This window comes from Flavobacterium sp., from assembly GCF_044341185.1.
GTDB lineage: Bacteria > Bacteroidota > Bacteroidia > Flavobacteriales > Flavobacteriaceae > Flavobacterium.
Window position 1 is genome coordinate 48,096 of record NZ_JBIISE010000002.1, and the last position, 17,925, is coordinate 66,020.

A 17,925-nucleotide genomic window follows, 5' to 3' on the forward strand; every position below is an offset into this window, starting at 1 on the left:
TCTAAAACGCTCCCGAAAACGGAGCGTTTTTTTTATGTTTTAGTTTTTTATTTAGAATGATTATAAATACATTATTTTTGATAAAATTACTATTCTTATTGTAGTTTAAATTTTGATAATCCCTCAATACAAATTAATTTTGTGGCTATTTTAAAAAAAACATTAAAATGCAAAATTCTCAAATAGATTTTATACCTATTCTAATGCAAGTACTTCTTGCTGTAGGGTTTGTTGCTTTAACAATTTTTGGCTCAAGTTTATTAGGCCCAAAAAGATCATCTGTAAACAAAGATAAAAGTTTCGAATGTGGAATTGAATCTGTTGGAAACGCACGTATTCCATTTTCTGTTAAATATTTCTTAGTCGCTATTTTATTCGTTTTGTTTGACGTGGAAGTAATTTTCATGTACCCTTGGGCAGTAAATTTTAAAGAATTAGGCACTGAGGGACTAATTAAGATGATTGTTTTTATGACTTTATTACTAATCGGTTTCTTCTATGTAATTAAGAAGAAAGCATTAGTTTGGGAATAACAAATTAAAATGTATGGAAAAGAATAAAGTTAATATGGTTGATGCTCCAGAAGGACATGCAGGTGAAGGTTTCTTCGCAACGAAATTAGACCAAGTTGTTGGTTTGGCTCGTGCCAATTCATTATGGCCATTACCATTTGCTACTTCATGTTGTGGTATCGAATTTATGGCAACAATGGCATCGCATTATGATTTGGCTCGTTTTGGATCGGAACGTGTGAGTTTTTCTCCTCGTCAGGCAGATATGCTTCTTGTAATGGGAACCATTTCAAAAAAAATGGCACCAATTTTACGTCAAGTTTATGAACAAATGTCAGAACCGCGTTGGGTTATTGCTGTGGGAGCTTGTGCTTCATCGGGTGGTATTTTTGACACCTATTCTGTTTTACAAGGTATTGATAAAGTAATTCCTGTAGACGTTTATGTACCCGGTTGTCCTCCACGTCCAGAACAAATAGTAGACGGCGTAATGCAACTACAAGAACTAGTAAAAAGTGAATCTCAAAGAAGAAGACATTCTGCAGAATATAAAGAATTGTTAGCTTCCTATAACATAGAATAATAATGGCTTTAGAATCAGTAGATATACAAAGTAAACTTCAAGAAACTTTTGGAGACCACGTAAAGTATTTTAGAACAGAATACGATATGTTTGTTTTGGAAGCCGATGTAGATGTTGTATACAACGTAATAAAATTCTTAAAAGAAGAACCTTCTTTAAACTTTAGTTTTCTAACCGATCTTTGCGGTGTGCATTATCCAGATAATGATGTAAACGAGCAATTTTGTGTGGTATATCATTTACATAATTGGTACGAAAACAAAAGAATACGAGTAAAAACATTTTTAAACGGAACAAATCTTGAAGTTAAATCGGTTGTTTCATTATTTAATTGTGCCAATTGGATGGAACGTGAAACTTATGATTTCTATGGAATTAATTTTAACGGACACCCAAATTTAGTACGAATTTTAAATATGGATGAAATGACTTCTTTTCCAATGAGAAAAGAATTTCCAATGGAAGATTCAGGAAGAACAGACAAAGATGACCGTTTCTTTGGTAGAACCATTAATAATTCAACAATTTAAGATGGGAAAAGTAACATTACCTGCGGATCACAGATATTATAAATACATTGAGGAGCGTCATAACGAAGACGGTAGCGAATTAGCTATCTTAAACTTAGGACCTACTCACCCTGCTACTCACGGAATTTTTCAAAACATCTTATTGATGGATGGTGAACGAATTTTAGACGCAGAACCAACGATAGGATATATTCATAGAGCATTTGAAAAAATTGCTGAAAATCGTCCGTTTTATCAAATAACACCACTTACAGACCGAATGAATTATTGTTCATCGCCAATTAACAATATGGCTTGGTGGATGACTTTAGAAAAATTATTAGATATAGAAGTTCCAAAACGTGCACAATATTTACGTGTAATCGTAATGGAATTGGCGCGTATAACAGACCATTTAATTTGTAACTCCATTTTAGGTGTAGATACAGGTGCATATACCGGATTTCTTTATGTATTTCAATTCCGCGAAAAGGTATATGAAATTTACGAAGAAATTTGCGGCGCCCGTTTAACTACAAATATGGGAAGAATTGGTGGATTTGAAAGAGATTGGTCGCCAAAAGCATTTGAATTACTAGATACTTTCTTAAAAGATTTCCCAGTAGCTTGGAAAGAATTTGAAGATTTATTTACAAGAAATAGAATTTTTATTGACAGAACGGTAAACGTAGGTGCAATAACTCCAGAAATGGCAATGGATTACGGATTTACAGGTCCTAATTTAAGAGCCGCTGGTGTAGATTATGATGTTCGTGTTGCACAACCATATTCTTCATATGAAGATTTCGAATTTAATGTTCCTGTTGGAAAATCAGGTGATACTTACGATAGATTTTGCGTAAGAAACGCCGAAGTTTGGGAAAGTTTAAGCATTATCCGTCAGGCTTTAGATAAAATGCCCGAAGGAAATGTATTCCACGCGGATGTTCCAGATTATTACCTTCCTCCAAAAGAAGACGTATACCATAATATGGAAGCCTTAATTTATCACTTTAAAATTGTAATGGGTGAAGTACCTGTTCCTGTTGCCGAAGTATACCAGCCTGTTGAAGGTGGTAATGGTGAGTTAGGTTTTTATTTAATTACAGATGGAAGTAGAACACCATATAGATTGCATTTCAGAAGACCAAGTTTTATATATTATCAAGCTTACCCTGAAATGATTAAAGGAGCCATGTTGTCGGATGCCATTGTAATCTTATCAAGTTTAAATGTAATTGCTGGAGAATTAGACGCGTAATAAAATTATAAATGATGAATTTTAAATTATAAATCAGTACAAACATTTAAAATTTCTAATTCAAAATTTAAAATAAAAAAAATGGAAATATCAAATATCAAACAAGAGATTCATATAACTGAAGCGTTAATGACTCGTATTAACGAACTAATCAGTCATTATCCTGCAGATAAAAAGAAATCGGCATTAATACCCGTTTTACATGAAGTACAAGATGCTCATGACAATTGGTTAAGTGTAGAATTGCAACAAAAAGTAGCTGAAATTTTGGAAATTCTTCCAATTGAAGTGTACGAAGTAGTGACTTTCTATACGATGTTTAACACAAAACCAGTAGCAAAATACATGTTCGAATTTTGTAGAACATCTTGTTGCGCTACTCGCGGTGTTGAGGATTTAATGGATTACGCTTGTTCTAAATTAGGCGTGAAAGAAGGAGAAATTACTTCAGACGGTTTATTTCAAGTAGTTGGTGTAGAATGTTTAGGCGCTTGTGGATATGCTCCAATGTTGCAATTAGGCGATTTTTATCACGAAAAACTATCAAAGGAATCCTTCGATACTTTAATTGAAGATTGCAAAGCAGAAAAAATAACTTTACACGATAAATAATATCATGGGAAGAAAAATATTATTAGACAAAATAAATATTCCAGGAATTAAAACCTATGAGGTTTACCGTGAAAATGGCGGGTATAAATCAGTGGAAAAAGCATTAACCATGCAACCAGACGATATTACTGAAGAAGTAAAAGCTTCAGGACTTCGTGGTCGAGGTGGTGCCGGTTTCCCAGTAGGGATGAAATGGAGTTTTATCGATAAAAAATCAGGAAAACCACGTCATTTAGTTTGCAATGCAGACGAATCAGAACCAGGTACTTTTAAAGACCGTTTCTTAATGGAATATATTCCTCACCTTTTAATAGAAGGAATGATTACTTCAAGTTTTGCTCTTGGTGCTAATCTTTCTTACATATATATTAGAGGAGAATATATGTGGGTTTTCAAAATTTTAGAAAAAGCTATCAAAGAAGCTTACGCTGCAGGTTGGTTAGGAAAAAATATTAAAGGTTCTGGTTACGATTTAGATTTATATGTTCATGTTGGTGCAGGAGCATATATTTGTGGAGAAGAAACCGCATTAATCGAATCCTTAGAAGGAAAAAGAGGAAATCCTCGTATTAAGCCACCATTTCCTGCAATTTCAGGTTTATGGGCGAACCCAACTGTGGTAAATAATGTAGAATCAATTGCTGCTGTGCCATGGATTGTAATGAATTCAGGTGCTGAATATGCAAAAATTGGTTTAGAACGTTCTACGGGTACCAAATTAATTTCTGCTTCTGGACATATTAAAAATCCAGGCGTGTACGAAATTGAAATGGGTATTACAGTAGAAGAATTTATGAATTCAGACGAATACTGTGGTGGTATGATTGATGACAGACCTTTAAAGGCTTTAGTTCCTGGAGGTTCTTCTGTGCCAATTTTACCAGCACATTTAATATACAAAACTGCCGCAGGAACAGACCGATTAATGACCTACGAATCCTTATCAGATGGAGGTTTCGCAACAGGTTCAATGTTAGGTTCTGGAGGTTTTATTGTTTATAATGACACGACTTGTATTGTTAGAAATACATGGAATTTCTCTCGTTTCTATCACCATGAAAGTTGCGGACAATGTACGCCTTGTAGAGAAGGAACAGGTTGGTTAGAAAAAATATTATGGAGAATTGAAAATGGTCAAGGTCGTGAAGAAGATATCGATTTACTTTGGAATATTCAATCAAAAATTGAAGGAAACACCATTTGCCCATTAGGCGATGCGGCTTCTTGGCCAGTAGCGGCAGCTATTCGTCATTTCAGAGAAGAATTTGAATACCATGTAAGATTCCCAGAAAAAATTAAAGATAGAAATCATTTTGTAAATGAGCCTTTTTCGAAAGTGCAACATTTAGTAAGCAAACAAACTGTTTAATAAAAAATTAAAAAATGATTCTATTAAGGATCAAACAATTATAACATGAAAGTAACCATAGACGGACAAAGCGTTGAAGTAGAACCAGGAACAACTATCCTGCAAGCTGCACGTATGATTGGAGGCGATTTAGTGCCACCAGCCATGTGTTATTATTCTAAATTAAAAGGAAGCGGTGGAAAATGTCGTTGCTGTTTAGTAGAAGTGGCAAAAGGTAGCGAAGCTGATCCAAGACCTATGCCAAAATTAATGGCATCTTGTGTTACAGGATGTATGGATGGTATGGAAGTGAATAGCAAAAATTCAGATAGAGTAACAGAAGCAAGAAAATCTGTAACCGAATTTTTATTAATTAATCACCCTTTAGATTGCCCTGTTTGTGACCAAGCCGGAGAATGTAATTTACAAGATTTAAGTTTCGAACACGGTAAATCAGAAACACGTTTCATTGAAGAAAAAAGAACTTTTGAACCAGAAAACATAGGCGATAAAATTCAATTACACATGAACCGTTGTATTCTATGTCAACGTTGTACGACTTTAGCGGATCAATTAACAGATAAAAGAGTTCACGGTGTTTTAAATCGTGGAGACCATGCACAAATTTCAACTTGTGTTTCTGCTGCGATTGATAATGAATTTTCTGGTAACATGATTGATGTTTGTCCTGTTGGCGCTTTAACAGACAAAACATTCCGTTTCAAAAGTAGAGTTTGGTTTAACAAGCCTTTCAATGCGCACAGAGAATGTACTACTTGTTGCGGAAAAACTACAGTTTGGATGTTTGGAAACGAAATTCAAAGAATTACGGGTAGAAAAGACCAATATGGTGAAGTAGAAGAATTTATTTGTAACACCTGTCGTTTCGATAAAAAAGAAGTGTCAGATTGGACAATTGAAGGTCCGAAAAAATTTGCAAAAGATTCTGTTATCAACCAAAATAATTATACACGTACTTTGGAAAAAGTAAATATAGATACAGAAAAAAACATATTATTAGGCCGCGATGAAGATCGTACTAAAATTAGTATGTCAGGTGTTCCATTAAAAAATACAAATAACTAATGGATAGTGCATTTATCATAGAAAAAAGTGTCATCATAGTTGTTGTTTTTGCATTAACTATGCTAATGGCTATGTATTCCACTTGGGCAGAACGTAAAGTAGCTGCTTTTTTACAAGACCGTGTGGGTCCAAACCGTGCAGGTTGGGGTGGATTATTACAACCGCTTGCCGATGGTGCCAAATTATTTACCAAAGAAGAATTTTTTCCAAACACACCAAATAGATTTTTATTTATTTTAGGACCTGCAATAGCAATGAGTACGGCATTAATTACAAGTGCAGTTATTCCATGGGGAGATAAAATTCACGTTTTTGGAAGAGATGTTATTCTTCAAGCTACAGATATTGATGTCTCGATTTTGTATGTTTTTGGTGTATTGTCAATTGGTGTATATGGAATAATGATTGGTGCTTGGGCATCAAACAACAAATACTCATTAATGTCTGCCGTTCGTGCTTCTTCACAAATGATTTCTTACGAAGTGGCGATGGGATTAGCTATAATTTCCATATTAATGATGTCAGGTTCTTTATCTCTGAAAGCTATTACAGAAATGCAAACAACGGGTGGTTGGAATGTAATTTATCAACCTGTAGCATTCTTAATTTTCTTAATTTGTTCGTTTGCAGAAACAAACAGAACACCTTTTGATTTGGCAGAATGTGAATCGGAATTAATTGGAGGATATCATACCGAATATTCATCAATGAAAATGGGATTTTATTTATTTGCTGAATATGCAAATATGTTTATTTCAGCAACAATTATTTCAGTTATTTTCTTTGGTGGCTATCATTTTCCATTCATGGCAGAATGTAAAGAAGCAATTGGAATAAATTTAACAGCACTTATCGGTTTTATAGCATTATTCGCAAAAATATGTTTCTTCATCTTTTTCTACATGTGGGTAAGATGGACGATTCCACGTTTCAGATACGATCAATTGATGCATTTGGGTTGGAAAATATTAATACCATTAGCGGTTATTAATATTATTATTACAGGAATTGTAATGGTTTTATTTAATTAGTAAGAAAATGTCAATACAACAAATATCATTATCAGGAAGAAAAATGGAAGTTTCCAATAAGGAAATGACATTCTTAGAACGAATTTACGTTTGGACAATTCTGAAAGGATTATGGACTACTCTTAAACATTTGTTTAGAAGAAAAGTAACCATAAAATATCCTGAAGAAGTTCGCGAAATGAGTCCAGTAGCTCGTTTACAACATATGCTAATGCGTGACGACCAAGGTAGAGAAAGATGTACCGCTTGCGGATTATGTGCCTTATCTTGTCCTGCAGAAGCCATCACAATGAAAGCTGCAGAAAGAAAAGTAGAAGAAAAGCATTTGTATAGAGAAGAAAAATATGCCGAAATATATGAAATAAATATGTTGCGTTGTATTTTCTGTGGTTTATGTGAAGAAGCGTGTCCTAAAGAAGCCATTTACTTAACAAAATCTAAAAAAATTGTCAATTCTGGTTACGAAAGAGAAGATTTCATCTACGGAAAAGACAAACTGGTGATGCCTTTAGAAATGGCTATCAAAAACACGCAAACTAATACCGTAAATTAATTATGTTAGAAATAGTTTTTTATATATTATCAGCCGTAACATTAGGAACTGCTTTCTTAACAGTTTTTAGTAAAAACGCTATTCATAGTGCTATTTATTTAGTAATATGCTTTTTCTCATTAGCAGGACATTACTTACTTTTTAATGCGCAATTTTTGGCTATCGTACATATTATAGTGTATGCAGGAGCTATTATGGTATTATTGTTATTTACCTTAATGCTTATGAATTTAGACAAAGAAGACGAAACATCTAAACCACTTTATGCAAAACTTGCAGCCGTTTTTTCAGCTGGAATTTTAGGATTGGTTTTAATTGCAGCACTTCGTAAAGCACAACCAGAAAATATAGAATATGTAAATTCTGGTGTAGATTACCAATCTATTAAAGTTTTAGGTAATGTATTATTAAACGAATACCAAGTTCCATTCGAATTTGCATCTGTTTTATTACTTGTATCTATGATTGGTGCCGTTTTAATTTCTAAAAAAGAAGAAAAAATTTAATTATGAACATATTAGAACACGTTGGTATTGGAAACTACATTACACTTTCAGCATTGCTGTTTTGTATTGGTGCGTTTGGACTTCTATACAGAAGAAATGCCATAATCATGTTTATGTCAATTGAAATTATGTTAAATGCTGTCAACTTACTTTTGGTTGCTTTTTCTTCGTATCATGAAGATCCATCTGGGCAAGTATTTGTGTTTTTCACTATGGCCGTTGCCGCAGCTGAAGTTGCTGTAGGATTAGCCATATTAGTTTCAGTATTCAGAAATATTGGAAATATTGACATCGATAATTTAAAAAATCTAAAAGGATAATTCTAAATGAATACTACAATATTACTCTTATTATTTGCACCGTTAGTTGGTTTTTTAATCAACACATTCTTTGGTAAATCATTAGGAAAAACAATTTCTGGTGTACTAGGAACAACAGCAATTGTTGTGTCTTTTTTATGTGCGATTTGTTTATTCTCTCAAATTAATGCTAATGGGAAATCATTTACTTTTCATTTGGCAGATTGGTTTTCAATTGGAAACATTAAAATAAATTTTTCTTTCTTATTCGATCAATTATCTGTTTTATGGTTATTGTTTGTAACAGGAATTGGATCATTAATTCATTTATATTCAATCAGCTATATGCATGAAGATGAAAATATGCATAAATTTTTCTCCTATTTAAATTTGTTTGTATTTTTCATGATTGCTTTAGTGGCTGGAAGTAACTTATTAATTATGTTCATTGGTTGGGAAGGCGTAGGTTTATGTTCGTACTTACTAATCGGATTTTGGTATAAAAACCAAGATTATAATGATGCAGCGAAAAAAGCGTTCATTATGAACCGTATTGGAGATTTAGGTTTCTTAATTGGAATATTTATTTTAGGTAAATGGTTTAATACATTAGATTTTGTAGAATTAAAAGAGGCCATTACACATCTTTTAGATATGCCATTTACGACAGAAACGGAATTGACTTTATCAATCGCAGCTTTATGTTTATTCATTGGAGCTTGTGGAAAATCGGCACAATTACCTTTAGCTACGTGGTTACCAGATGCTATGGCTGGACCAACACCTGTTTCTGCATTAATTCACGCAGCAACGATGGTAACAGCAGGTATCTTTATGATTACCAGAATGAATTTCTTATTCGATTTAACACCAGAAATTCAAAACGTAATTGCAATCGTTGGTGCTATCACTGCAATTGTAGCTGCATCAATTGGTTTGGTTCAAAACGATATTAAAAAAGTATTAGCTTATTCTACCGTTTCGCAATTAGGATTAATGTTTTTAGCATTAGGTTTAGGCGCGTATGAAGTAGCGGTTTTTCACGTAATTACGCACGCTTTCTTTAAAGCTTGTTTGTTCTTAGGTTCAGGTTCTGTAATTCACGCGTTACAGGGAGAACAAGATATGAGAAATATGGGTGGTTTAAGAAAAGTGATGCCGATTACGTTCTGGACGATGATGATATCAACTTTAGCTATTTCAGGTATTTTTCCTTTCTCTGGTTTCTGGTCTAAAGACGAAATTTTAATGACAGCTTTTCATAGTAACATTCCTTTATGGGTTGTTGGTTCGATTGCTTCTATTATGACCGCTTTTTATATGTTCCGATTGATGTATTTAACTTTCTTCAACGACTTTAGAGGAACGGAAGAACAAAAACATCATTTACACGAAAGTCCTGCTTTAATAACTATTCCATTAGTAATTTTAGCAACATTGGCCGCAATTGGTGGTGCAATTAGTTTACCAGGACACAGTTGGTTAAATCATTATTTAGCGCCATTATTCGCACATAAATCACACGAAGCCCATACTTTAGGAACAACTGAATATACGTTAATGGCAGTGGCAACTATTGGAGCCTTATTAGGAATCGCAATAGCTTACTCTAAATATTTAAAGAAAAAAGAAATTCCAGTTGCCGATTCAGAAGTTAAAGGTATACACAAAGTTTTATCTAATAAATATTATTTAGATGAAATTTATATGGCAACAATTGTGAAACCAATCTATATGATATCCAATTTTGCTAAAAAATATGTGGAGAAATTTATTTCACAAGCAGTTATTGGAATAGGTGGTGCAACATATGCATTATCTATTAAAGGGAAGAAAATTCAAAATGGTAATATTGGTGTGTATTTATTTGCATTCATATTCGGAATGGTTGGGTTTTTAGTTTATGTATTTATAATTCGAGATGTAAAATAATGGATATTAGTATCGTTTTAATTGTATTATTAGTTGGCGCAATTGTCACCTATTTATCAGGGAACAAGTTCGCACCTAAAATAGCTTTAGTTTCAAGTATTGCTGCTTTCGGAGTGACACTATTATGTTTAAATGCTTATCAAGCAGGTGAAAATTTAGATGTAAATACATCTTGGATTACTCAACTAAACATAAACTTCGCCTTACACGTTGATGGTTTATCTTTAGTGATGTTATTATTAACAACTGGATTATTACCCTTAATTATCTTATCTGGATTTATTACAAAATTTGAAAATTCAAGATCTATTTATGCATTAATGCTATTTATGGGATTTGCAATGGCAGGAACGTTTTTAGCCTCTGATGGAATTTTATATTACATTTTTTGGGAAATTGCATTAATTCCAATTTATTTTATTGCCTTAAATTGGGGTAACGGTGATTTGGAAGAACGTAAGAAAGCGATTTTAAAATTCTTTATTTACACGTTTGCCGGATCCTTATTTATGCTTTTAGCTTTCATTTACTTGTACACAAAAGGTGGTAGTTTTGATATCAATAAATTATATGCATTACAACTAACAACTTCAGAAAAAACATATATTTTCGTTGCTTTCTTTTTAGCATATGCTATTAAAATTCCTTTGATTCCTTTTCATACTTGGCAAGCTAACACGTATAGCAAAGCGCCTGCTGTAGGTACGATGTTATTGTCTGGGATTATGTTGAAAATGGGATTATATAGTGTGTTAAGATGGCAATTGCCGTTAACGGATGAAGTAGCAAAAGCACACATTCCATATATTGTTGCATTATCAATTGCAGGAATTATTTATGGTGCGATTGTAACATTAAAACAAAAAGACATTAAAAAGTTTTTAGCCTATTCTTCTTTATCACACGTTGGACTGATAGCTGCTGGTTTATACTCTTTAACTTTTGAAGGATTTCAAGGTGCAGTTTTACAAATGCTTTCTCACGGAATTGTAATTGTTGGATTATTTTATGTTGTAGAATTAATTTATAACCGATACAACACCTACGAAATTAAAGAAATGGGCGGAATCAGAATTCAAGATACTTATTTTGCTTCATTATTTATGATAATAATGTTAGCCTCTGTTGCGTTACCAACTACATTTAATTTTATTGGCGAATTTAATTTACTTTACAGTTTATTTAAAGTAAACATTTGGTACGCGGTAGTAGCAGGTACAACAATTATTTTAGGCGCATTTTATATGTTACGAATGTTTCAAAAAGTAATGTTAGGATCAGAAACAAAATCATTTCAAAGAATAACAAATCAAGAAAGCATTGTATTAGTAATAATTGTAGGTTTAACAATTTTCTTCGGATTATTTCCACAACCAATTATCGATTTAATTACGCCAAGTTTACAATCAATTTTAACTCAAATTAAATAATAATCATCATAAAATGACTACATTAATTGCTATAATAGGAATCGGAATATTTTGTTTATTAGCAGAAATAATGAATCTAAAAAAGATTATTATTCCTGTATCAATAATCGCCTTAATGGCATTATTTGGTGTAAACTTAATTGATGAATTACCTGAAATATCAGGTTACGAATCTATGATAATTTCAGATAAATTTGCAAAAGCATTTTCAAGTTTATTTATTTTATTAACGGCTTTGCTTATTTTAATGAGTGCGCCGAGCTACAAAAACAGTTCAAAATTATCAGATTTTATTTCGATAAAAATATTTATGCTTTCTGGAGCAGTGGCAATGGTAAGTTTCAGTAATTTAGCTATGTTTTTCTTAGGAATTGAAGTGTTATCTATTGGATTATATGTATTAGCAGGAAGTGATAGATTAAACATAAAAAGTAATGAAGCCGGTATGAAATACTTTTTAATGGGTTCTTTTGCTTCAGGTATTTTATTATTTGGAATTACGATGTTATACGGTGCAACAGGTACTTTTGATATCGGAACATTATACGAAGCATCAATTTCTGCAAGTACTGAATTTTGGTTTTACATAGGTGTGATTTTAATTACAATTGGAATGCTATTTAAAGTAGCCGCTACACCAATGCATTTCTGGGCTCCAGATGTGTATGAAGGTTCTCCAACTCAAGTAACGGCAATAATGAGTACGTTAGCTAAAGTTGCTGCTATGGCTTCCTTCTTTAAATTGATTACGATATTAAACAGCCAAATGCTTTACAGTTATACACAAGTAATAGTTGTAGTGGTAATTGCAACTATGTTATTTGGAAACGTAATGGCACTTCGTCAGAAAAAAATAAAAAGAGTTATTGCATATTCAGGAGTTTCTCATACCGGATTTATGCTTTTAACTTTATTAAACATAAATGCCGCAGAAAACAATTTATTATTTTACGCCGCATCCTATGCAATAGCAGGATTAGCAGCATTTTCAGTAATTCTATTTGTTACTAAAAATGAAGACAATGATTTCATAGACAACTTTAATGGCTTAGGTAAAAAAAATCCATTAATGGCTTTTATTATTACCATTGCTTTATTATCAATGGCTGGAATTCCAATTTTAGCTGGATTTTTTGCTAAGTTTTTCTTGTTAAATCAAATAATCGCAAGTGGTTTTATTGGATTGGCAATTGTTGCTATTATTAATTCAATGATAGCTGTATACTACTATTTTAAAATAGTAATTGCTATGTATACAAAAGAACCTACTTATGGCAAAGAATACGCTAATCATTCAGAATATTATATAGTTGGAATAGTTGCTACAGTACTATTAATTCTGATAGGAATTTTCCCAGATTCGATACTGAATTTAATATAAGAAATAAGAGAGTCCAAATTTACATTTGGACTTTTTTTACAACTCAATTAAAACAGAAACAGCATTACCGCCAAATCCAACGGCATTTACCAATACACTTTTTAATTTCTTAGTCGTATTTTGATTTTTATAAAAAGGGGATTCAATGAAATGTTGATTTTGAAGCATTAATATAGCCAATTCTATACTTAATAATCCAGAAGTAGCAAACGTATGCCCTACTTTCCACTTATTTGAAGTTAACAAAGGTAAATTGTTACCAAACACTTTTTTTATAGCTTCAAACTCCGTTTTATCACCCTGAATAGTTCCAGGTGCGTGCATTACTATCGCATCTATATCATCAACGACATAGCTCCCAATAGCCATTTTCATCGATTTTTGAAAACATTCTGCCTCAGTTGAAATAGAAGTACTACTTGATAAAATTTCTGTGGCAAAGCCAATTCCTGTAATTTTTGCAATTGCTTTTTCTGAATTAAGTGATAATGATAAACAAGCTGCCGCTTCACCCAAAACCATAGTATTTGAAGCTTTTTCTAAATCCAAACATCTATTGGCTAAAGCAGTATCTTCATTAGAATACACTTTTAAGGCCGTCATTTGACTTAACGTAAATGGTGTTAAAGGTGCTTCACTTGCCCCAACTAAAAACTCATTGCTCATTCCCGATTGCAACCAAGCAATTCCGTTTAACAAAGCGTGTAAACCTGTAGAACAAGTAATAGAATGGGAGATTTCTGGGCCATCTGTTTGTAAATCGTGCGACACCCAACTCGAAATATTACCTAAAGTTGTAGCTGGAGAGGTAAACGAAGAAACCGATCCTTCATTAATAAAATCAGTATGGTACTTTTCAAATAATAAAGTGGCGCCTCGAGAAGAACCAAAATTAATTCCAATATTTTTTTTGGAAAAATTACAGTTTTCAAAGCATTTTCTGGCAACCAAAATCGACATTACTACCGATTTATCTAGATGTTTATATTTTGAATCTGAACTTATAATAGTATTTAAAAAAGTAATTTCTTTATCTGAAAATTTAGAAACCCAATATTCTTTTTTATTGGCTGTCAGCTTTTGAAACAATGAATTTTTCTGCAAATAATTGGCCCAAATTTCGGCAGAAGTAATTCCTAATGCAGATATAGAAGCAATTGAATGTATATAAACGGGTTGTTTTAACATGGAATCTCGTTTAAAGCTTGTTCGATAGTGTTATAAATTTGTTGTAAACTTTCTTTTGAAATAATGTAAGATGGTAAAATATAAATCACATTGCCGACTGGTCGTAAAATAACACCTTTATCTATAAAAAAATTATAAAATTGATTGCGCAAATTACTATAATACGATTGTTTTTCAGAAACCTGAATTTCTAAAGCAAAAATAACCCCTAAAACACGAGTAGATTTTACCTTTGAATGTTTAGAAATATGTTTTTCAAACTCAAGATGCGAATTGTTAATTCTATTGATATTTTCATAAGTATCAGGCTTTTCTAATAAAGAAATACTCGCTAAAGCTGCCGCACAACCTGTTGGATTTGCCGTAAATGTGTGCCCGTGTAATAATGCTTGATTCACGTTATCACTCACAAAACCATCAAAAATTTCTTGTGAAAAAGTCGTTATCGCCATTGGAATTGTGCCACCCGTAAGTGCTTTACTCAAACACATCATATCGGGTTGGTTTTTCAAATAATCACAAGCGAAAAGTTTTCCTGTTTTTCCAAATCCTGTCATCACTTCATCTGCAATGGTGAAAACGTTATTTTTCTTACAAAATGAAAGCAACTTGTCTAATTCAGCAGCATCGTACATAACCATTCCAGCAGCACCTAAAACCAAAGGTTCGAAAATAAAAGCAGCGACTTCATTTTCAGAAATTGCTTTTTCTAATGCTAATTTAGAAATTTCTTCATTGCCCTTTGTAGGTACTGGAATTCGGATTACATTAATTAATGCTTCTTGAAACGCTTCGGTAAACAAGCCAATACCACTTACTGCCATAGCTCCAAAAGTATCCCCGTGAAAAGCATCCTCAAAAGCAATTATGGTGTTTTTTTTAATTCCTTTATTATAATGATATTGAAAGGAAGCTTTTATAGCCACTTCCACTGCCGTAGAACCATTATCAGAATAAAAGAACTTTCTTTGATTTGAAGGTAAAATTTCAACTAACTTTTCAGCTAATTCTACTACGACATTATGCGTGAAACCACCAAATAAAACGTGCTCTAACGTCGTAAGTTGTTTGTAAATAGCATCGGCAATAATCGTATTACTATGCCCGAAGGGATTCACCCACCAAGACGCAATAGCATCGATATATTGCTTCCCGTTTTCGTCCCATAAAAATTCGTCTTTCCCTTTTACAATTGCAGGAAAATGCGAATTTATTTTATGTTGTGTATACGGATGCCAGTTATATAAACTATCTTTTTCTGAAAGTGTCATTTTTTTTTAGAATATAGAAAATAGAGATTAAAAAATGATGCTCGTAAATTCTAAAATTATAATGCAAAGATAAAGGCTATTTCTATATTCTATTCTATTTTTTGAAGATTTTCTCGAAACAAATCCGCGTAATATTTAATTACATTTTGGTCGAAATACGGTTCGTTGTCAATTCTTCCAATCATAGGAACATTTGTTTTCTGTAAAATGATGCTTTCTGTAGCTTTATTTTCATCACCAGAAAAAATAATTCCTGCCACAGTTAACTTTCTTGATTTTAGAATTTCAATGGTCATTAAGGTATGATTGATGCTTCCTAAATAATGACGAGAAACCACAATTACCTTGTAATCAGGTTGAATAATATCAATAACGCAATTCTTATTATTCAAAGGAACTAAAATTCCACCGGCCCCTTCAACTACCAAAACATTTTTAGTTTTGGGCTGCTTAATTTCATTTAAATCTATTGTAATTCCATCTATTTCCGCAGCATAATGTGGGCTTGCGGGAGTTAGCAACGCGTAAGCATTTTCATGAAAAGTTGTAGTAGTATTCGATACGTATTTTTCCACTTTAATTGTATCAGAATTATCTAAATCGCCCGCTTGTATGGGTTTCCAATAATCGGCTTCTAAGGCTTCTACAATAATTGATGAGGCGATAGTTTTGCCCACATCGGTTCCGATTCCTGTTATAAATAGTTTCATTTTTTTGAATTGTTTCGCAGAGATTCACAAAGTGTTCGCAGAGCTACACAAAAATACAAATAAAACTTTGTGAAACTCTCTGTTGAATTTTTTTATTTAAAATTCAAAGTTACAGTTTTCGCATTTATATTTTTGTTTAGAGAATAAGGGCATAGATAAAGTTAGTAAACCATAAATAAAGGCTAAAAAAGATTTAATATCTTTAATAGTGGTGACCATCGTGATTTTTTGAGAACCACAATTTGGACAAGATAATAATTCGCCTTTATCGTCAAGAGAATACTCTGGGATATCATCTAAAATTTGTTTTGATTGTTGAACATCTTCAGAATTTACAAATAATTTCACACCTCCTAAAGCATTACTCAATAATGGATCGGTATTAATTGTGTTTTCATTTTGCAAAAACACTTCAATGCCTTCTGATTCTAATTTTCCTTTAAATAAATACGCTTCGGAGGAGAATTGATAATTAGCAATTTCAATTAATGATTTTCTCATATTTATTAAAGAATTAGTTCACTTAATTCGTCTAATACGCTTTTCATTTCTTGTTCTGTATTATAAGAATGTAAACAAAATCGCAATCTTTCTTGACCTTCTGGAACGGTTGGCGACAAAATTGCTTTCACTTCAAAGCCTTTTTCTTGCAATTGAGCTGCGATTTTTTTAACATTATTATTTCCAGGAATTATAGCCGAATGTATAGCCGATTTACTATAAACAAATAAGGATTTTATCCCTAATAGTTGCTTTTGTTGATTGAAAAAAGTAATGTTCTCTTTTAATTTTTGAAGTTCATCCGATTGATTTAAATTTTGATAGGCTACTAAAATTGTAGCTACAGAATGAGGCGAAAGTCCGGTTGTATATATAAAACTTCTTGAAAAATTGACTAAATATTCAATTAAATCTGCATTTCCTAAAATAGCAGCACCGTGACAACCCAAACCTTTTCCAAACGTCATAATTCTGGCAAAAACTTTATTTTGAAGTTGTTGCGATTGAATTATGCCTTCGCCTTTTTCTCCAAACACACCCAATGCGTGCGCTTCATCAACCACTAAAAGTGCCTTAAATTTTTCTGAAAGCTGCACTAATGTTTCTATGTTAGGCGTATCGCCATCCATAGAAAAAACAGATTCTGTAACAATATAAATGGTTTGGAATTCGGAGTTTGTAGTTTGAATTTTGGAAATTTTTGATTCTAAATCTTCGTAATCGTTATGTTGAAATTTATACGATTTGGCGTGACTCATTTGAATGCCATCACGAATGGAAGCGTGACATAACTCGTCATATAAAATAACATCATTTCTTTGCGGCACAGCGCTAAAAAAACCAACATTAGCATCGTAACCCGAATTAAAAATTAAAGCGGCTTCAGATTGATGAAATGTCGCAATATATTTTTCAGTAATATCATACAAATTATGATTTCCTGAAATTAATCTGGAACCTGTTGCTCCATTTACTTTAATATTATTCTCAACTAAATATTGGTGTGTGGTTTCGAATATTTCTTCGTTTTTAGCAAACCCTAAATAATCGTTGGATGAAAAATCAATTCCATTTATAGGCGTAGGCAATTTTCGTAAAGCATTTGTTTCTTTTCGAAAAAGTAATTTTTGCTGAAGTACATTTGGAATTTTCATAATGTAAAAATAAAAAAATCCCGATAAGAAAACACTTATCAGGATTGTTATTTTAATA

The 17,925-nt window shown here is 32.5% G+C and carries 19 protein-coding genes; 14 read left to right on the forward strand and 5 right to left on the reverse strand.

Translation table 11 applies throughout. The features are described 5' to 3' along the window. Nucleotides 1-167: 167 nt before the first annotated feature. The 14 genes from ACIQZ1_RS00755 to ACIQZ1_RS00820 all read left to right on the forward strand — a co-directional run bounded on the left by ACIQZ1_RS00755 (nt 168) and on the right by ACIQZ1_RS00820 (nt 13,043). On the forward strand, nt 168-533 hold the full coding sequence (locus ACIQZ1_RS00755; protein WP_396158119.1) for an NADH-quinone oxidoreductase subunit A: 366 nt from the start codon (nt 168-170) through the stop codon (nt 531-533). A 13-nt stretch (nt 534-546) separates the two neighbouring features. Then, nucleotides 547-1,095 carry an NADH-quinone oxidoreductase subunit B gene (locus tag ACIQZ1_RS00760; protein ID WP_353077809.1) on the forward strand — a complete coding sequence of 183 codons (549 nt, stop codon included), beginning with the start codon at nt 547-549 and terminating at the stop codon, nt 1,093-1,095. Between the two features lie 2 nt (nt 1,096-1,097). Further along, nucleotides 1,098-1,625, forward strand: coding sequence for an NADH-quinone oxidoreductase subunit C (locus ACIQZ1_RS00765; RefSeq protein WP_396158121.1), 528 nt, complete (start codon nt 1,098-1,100; stop codon nt 1,623-1,625). 1 nt (nt 1,626) lies between these two features. Beyond that, nucleotides 1,627-2,865 carry an NADH-quinone oxidoreductase subunit D gene (locus ACIQZ1_RS00770; protein ID WP_396158123.1) on the forward strand — a complete coding sequence of 413 codons (1,239 nt, stop codon included), beginning with the start codon at nt 1,627-1,629 and terminating at the stop codon, nt 2,863-2,865. An 81-nt stretch (nt 2,866-2,946) separates the two neighbouring features. Then, nucleotides 2,947-3,477, forward strand: a complete 531-nt coding sequence (gene nuoE, locus ACIQZ1_RS00775) for an NADH-quinone oxidoreductase subunit NuoE (RefSeq protein WP_396158125.1) — start codon at nt 2,947-2,949, stop codon at nt 3,475-3,477. 4 nt (nt 3,478-3,481) lie between these two features. Beyond that, a complete protein-coding gene (nuoF, locus tag ACIQZ1_RS00780; RefSeq protein WP_396158127.1) occupies nt 3,482-4,846 on the forward strand; it encodes an NADH-quinone oxidoreductase subunit NuoF in 1,365 nt (454 codons plus the stop codon). Nucleotides 4,847-4,891: 45 nt separating this feature from the next. Beyond that, nucleotides 4,892-5,911: a 2Fe-2S iron-sulfur cluster-binding protein gene (locus tag ACIQZ1_RS00785; RefSeq protein WP_396158129.1), complete on the forward strand. Its 1,020-nt coding sequence runs from the start codon at nt 4,892-4,894 to the stop codon at nt 5,909-5,911. After that, entirely contained in the window at nt 5,911-6,942 is a 1,032-nt protein-coding gene (gene nuoH / locus ACIQZ1_RS00790; protein ID WP_396158131.1) for an NADH-quinone oxidoreductase subunit NuoH, read from the forward strand. Before ACIQZ1_RS00785 ends, nuoH begins: the two co-directional genes overlap by 1 nt. Before the next feature lie 7 nt (nt 6,943-6,949). After that, complete coding sequence (locus ACIQZ1_RS00795) at nt 6,950-7,495, forward strand: NuoI/complex I 23 kDa subunit family protein (protein ID WP_396158133.1); 546 nt, start codon at nt 6,950-6,952, stop codon at nt 7,493-7,495. Nucleotides 7,496-7,497: 2 nt separating this feature from the next. Then, entirely contained in the window at nt 7,498-8,001 is a 504-nt protein-coding gene (locus ACIQZ1_RS00800; protein WP_396158135.1) for an NADH-quinone oxidoreductase subunit J, read from the forward strand. Further along, complete coding sequence (nuoK, locus tag ACIQZ1_RS00805) at nt 8,001-8,321, forward strand: NADH-quinone oxidoreductase subunit NuoK (protein ID WP_291241457.1); 321 nt, start codon at nt 8,001-8,003, stop codon at nt 8,319-8,321. The genes ACIQZ1_RS00800 and nuoK overlap by 1 nt, the downstream gene beginning before the upstream one ends. Nucleotides 8,322-8,327: 6 nt before the next feature. Continuing rightward, a complete protein-coding gene (gene nuoL, locus ACIQZ1_RS00810) occupies nt 8,328-10,232 on the forward strand; it encodes an NADH-quinone oxidoreductase subunit L (RefSeq protein WP_396158137.1) in 1,905 nt (634 codons plus the stop codon). After that, nucleotides 10,232-11,662 (forward strand): NuoM family protein, encoded by a 1,431-nt coding sequence (locus ACIQZ1_RS00815; RefSeq protein ID WP_396158139.1) that lies wholly within the window; start codon nt 10,232-10,234, stop codon nt 11,660-11,662. Before nuoL ends, ACIQZ1_RS00815 begins: the two co-directional genes overlap by 1 nt. A gap of 13 nt (nt 11,663-11,675) precedes the next feature. Next, nucleotides 11,676-13,043, forward strand: a complete 1,368-nt coding sequence (locus ACIQZ1_RS00820) for an NADH-quinone oxidoreductase subunit N (RefSeq protein ID WP_396158141.1) — start codon at nt 11,676-11,678, stop codon at nt 13,041-13,043. 36 nt (nt 13,044-13,079) lie between these two features. Here the strand turns inward: ACIQZ1_RS00820 and ACIQZ1_RS00825 are convergent, their stop codons facing one another. From ACIQZ1_RS00825 to ACIQZ1_RS00845, 5 genes are all read right to left on the reverse strand, one after another. Continuing rightward, nucleotides 13,080-14,231, reverse strand: coding sequence for a beta-ketoacyl synthase N-terminal-like domain-containing protein (locus ACIQZ1_RS00825; protein WP_396158143.1), 1,152 nt, complete (start codon nt 14,229-14,231; stop codon nt 13,080-13,082). Next, nucleotides 14,225-15,502: an adenosylmethionine--8-amino-7-oxononanoate transaminase gene (gene bioA / locus ACIQZ1_RS00830; RefSeq protein WP_396158145.1), complete on the reverse strand. Its 1,278-nt coding sequence runs from the start codon at nt 15,500-15,502 to the stop codon at nt 14,225-14,227. The genes ACIQZ1_RS00825 and bioA overlap by 7 nt, the downstream gene beginning before the upstream one ends. An 89-nt stretch (nt 15,503-15,591) precedes the next feature. Next, nucleotides 15,592-16,212 carry a dethiobiotin synthase gene (gene bioD, locus ACIQZ1_RS00835; RefSeq protein WP_396158147.1) on the reverse strand — a complete coding sequence of 207 codons (621 nt, stop codon included), beginning with the start codon at nt 16,210-16,212 and terminating at the stop codon, nt 15,592-15,594. Between the two features lie 96 nt (nt 16,213-16,308). Continuing rightward, entirely contained in the window at nt 16,309-16,713 is a 405-nt protein-coding gene (locus ACIQZ1_RS00840; protein ID WP_396158149.1) for a DUF2007 domain-containing protein, read from the reverse strand. Nucleotides 16,714-16,718: 5 nt separating this feature from the next. Then, nucleotides 16,719-17,867: an aminotransferase class I/II-fold pyridoxal phosphate-dependent enzyme gene (locus ACIQZ1_RS00845; protein ID WP_396158151.1), complete on the reverse strand. Its 1,149-nt coding sequence runs from the start codon at nt 17,865-17,867 to the stop codon at nt 16,719-16,721. Between the last annotated feature and the right edge of the window lie 58 nt (nt 17,868-17,925).

Excerpts from the sequence above, each read along its gene's own strand:
- ACIQZ1_RS00755 (WP_396158119.1), top strand. The coding sequence starts at position 168 with ATGCAAAATTCTCAAATAGATTTTATACCTATTCTAATGCAAGTACTT.
- ACIQZ1_RS00760 (WP_353077809.1), top strand. The coding sequence starts at position 547 with ATGGAAAAGAATAAAGTTAATATGGTTGATGCTCCAGAAGGACATGCA.
- ACIQZ1_RS00765 (WP_396158121.1), top strand. The coding sequence starts at position 1,098 with ATGGCTTTAGAATCAGTAGATATACAAAGTAAACTTCAAGAAACTTTT.
- ACIQZ1_RS00770 (WP_396158123.1), top strand. The coding sequence starts at position 1,627 with ATGGGAAAAGTAACATTACCTGCGGATCACAGATATTATAAATACATT.
- nuoE (WP_396158125.1), top strand. The coding sequence starts at position 2,947 with ATGGAAATATCAAATATCAAACAAGAGATTCATATAACTGAAGCGTTA.
- nuoF (WP_396158127.1), top strand. The coding sequence starts at position 3,482 with ATGGGAAGAAAAATATTATTAGACAAAATAAATATTCCAGGAATTAAA.
- ACIQZ1_RS00785 (WP_396158129.1), top strand. The coding sequence starts at position 4,892 with ATGAAAGTAACCATAGACGGACAAAGCGTTGAAGTAGAACCAGGAACA.
- nuoH (WP_396158131.1), top strand. The coding sequence starts at position 5,911 with ATGGATAGTGCATTTATCATAGAAAAAAGTGTCATCATAGTTGTTGTT.
- ACIQZ1_RS00795 (WP_396158133.1), top strand. The coding sequence starts at position 6,950 with ATGTCAATACAACAAATATCATTATCAGGAAGAAAAATGGAAGTTTCC.
- ACIQZ1_RS00800 (WP_396158135.1), top strand. The coding sequence starts at position 7,498 with ATGTTAGAAATAGTTTTTTATATATTATCAGCCGTAACATTAGGAACT.
- nuoL (WP_396158137.1), top strand. The coding sequence starts at position 8,328 with ATGAATACTACAATATTACTCTTATTATTTGCACCGTTAGTTGGTTTT.
- ACIQZ1_RS00815 (WP_396158139.1), top strand. The coding sequence starts at position 10,232 with ATGGATATTAGTATCGTTTTAATTGTATTATTAGTTGGCGCAATTGTC.
- ACIQZ1_RS00820 (WP_396158141.1), top strand. The coding sequence starts at position 11,676 with ATGACTACATTAATTGCTATAATAGGAATCGGAATATTTTGTTTATTA.
- ACIQZ1_RS00825 (WP_396158143.1), bottom strand. The coding sequence starts at position 14,231 with ATGTTAAAACAACCCGTTTATATACATTCAATTGCTTCTATATCTGCA.
- bioA (WP_396158145.1), bottom strand. The coding sequence starts at position 15,502 with ATGACACTTTCAGAAAAAGATAGTTTATATAACTGGCATCCGTATACA.
- bioD (WP_396158147.1), bottom strand. The coding sequence starts at position 16,212 with ATGAAACTATTTATAACAGGAATCGGAACCGATGTGGGCAAAACTATC.
- ACIQZ1_RS00840 (WP_396158149.1), bottom strand. The coding sequence starts at position 16,713 with ATGAGAAAATCATTAATTGAAATTGCTAATTATCAATTCTCCTCCGAA.
- ACIQZ1_RS00845 (WP_396158151.1), bottom strand. The coding sequence starts at position 17,867 with ATGAAAATTCCAAATGTACTTCAGCAAAAATTACTTTTTCGAAAAGAA.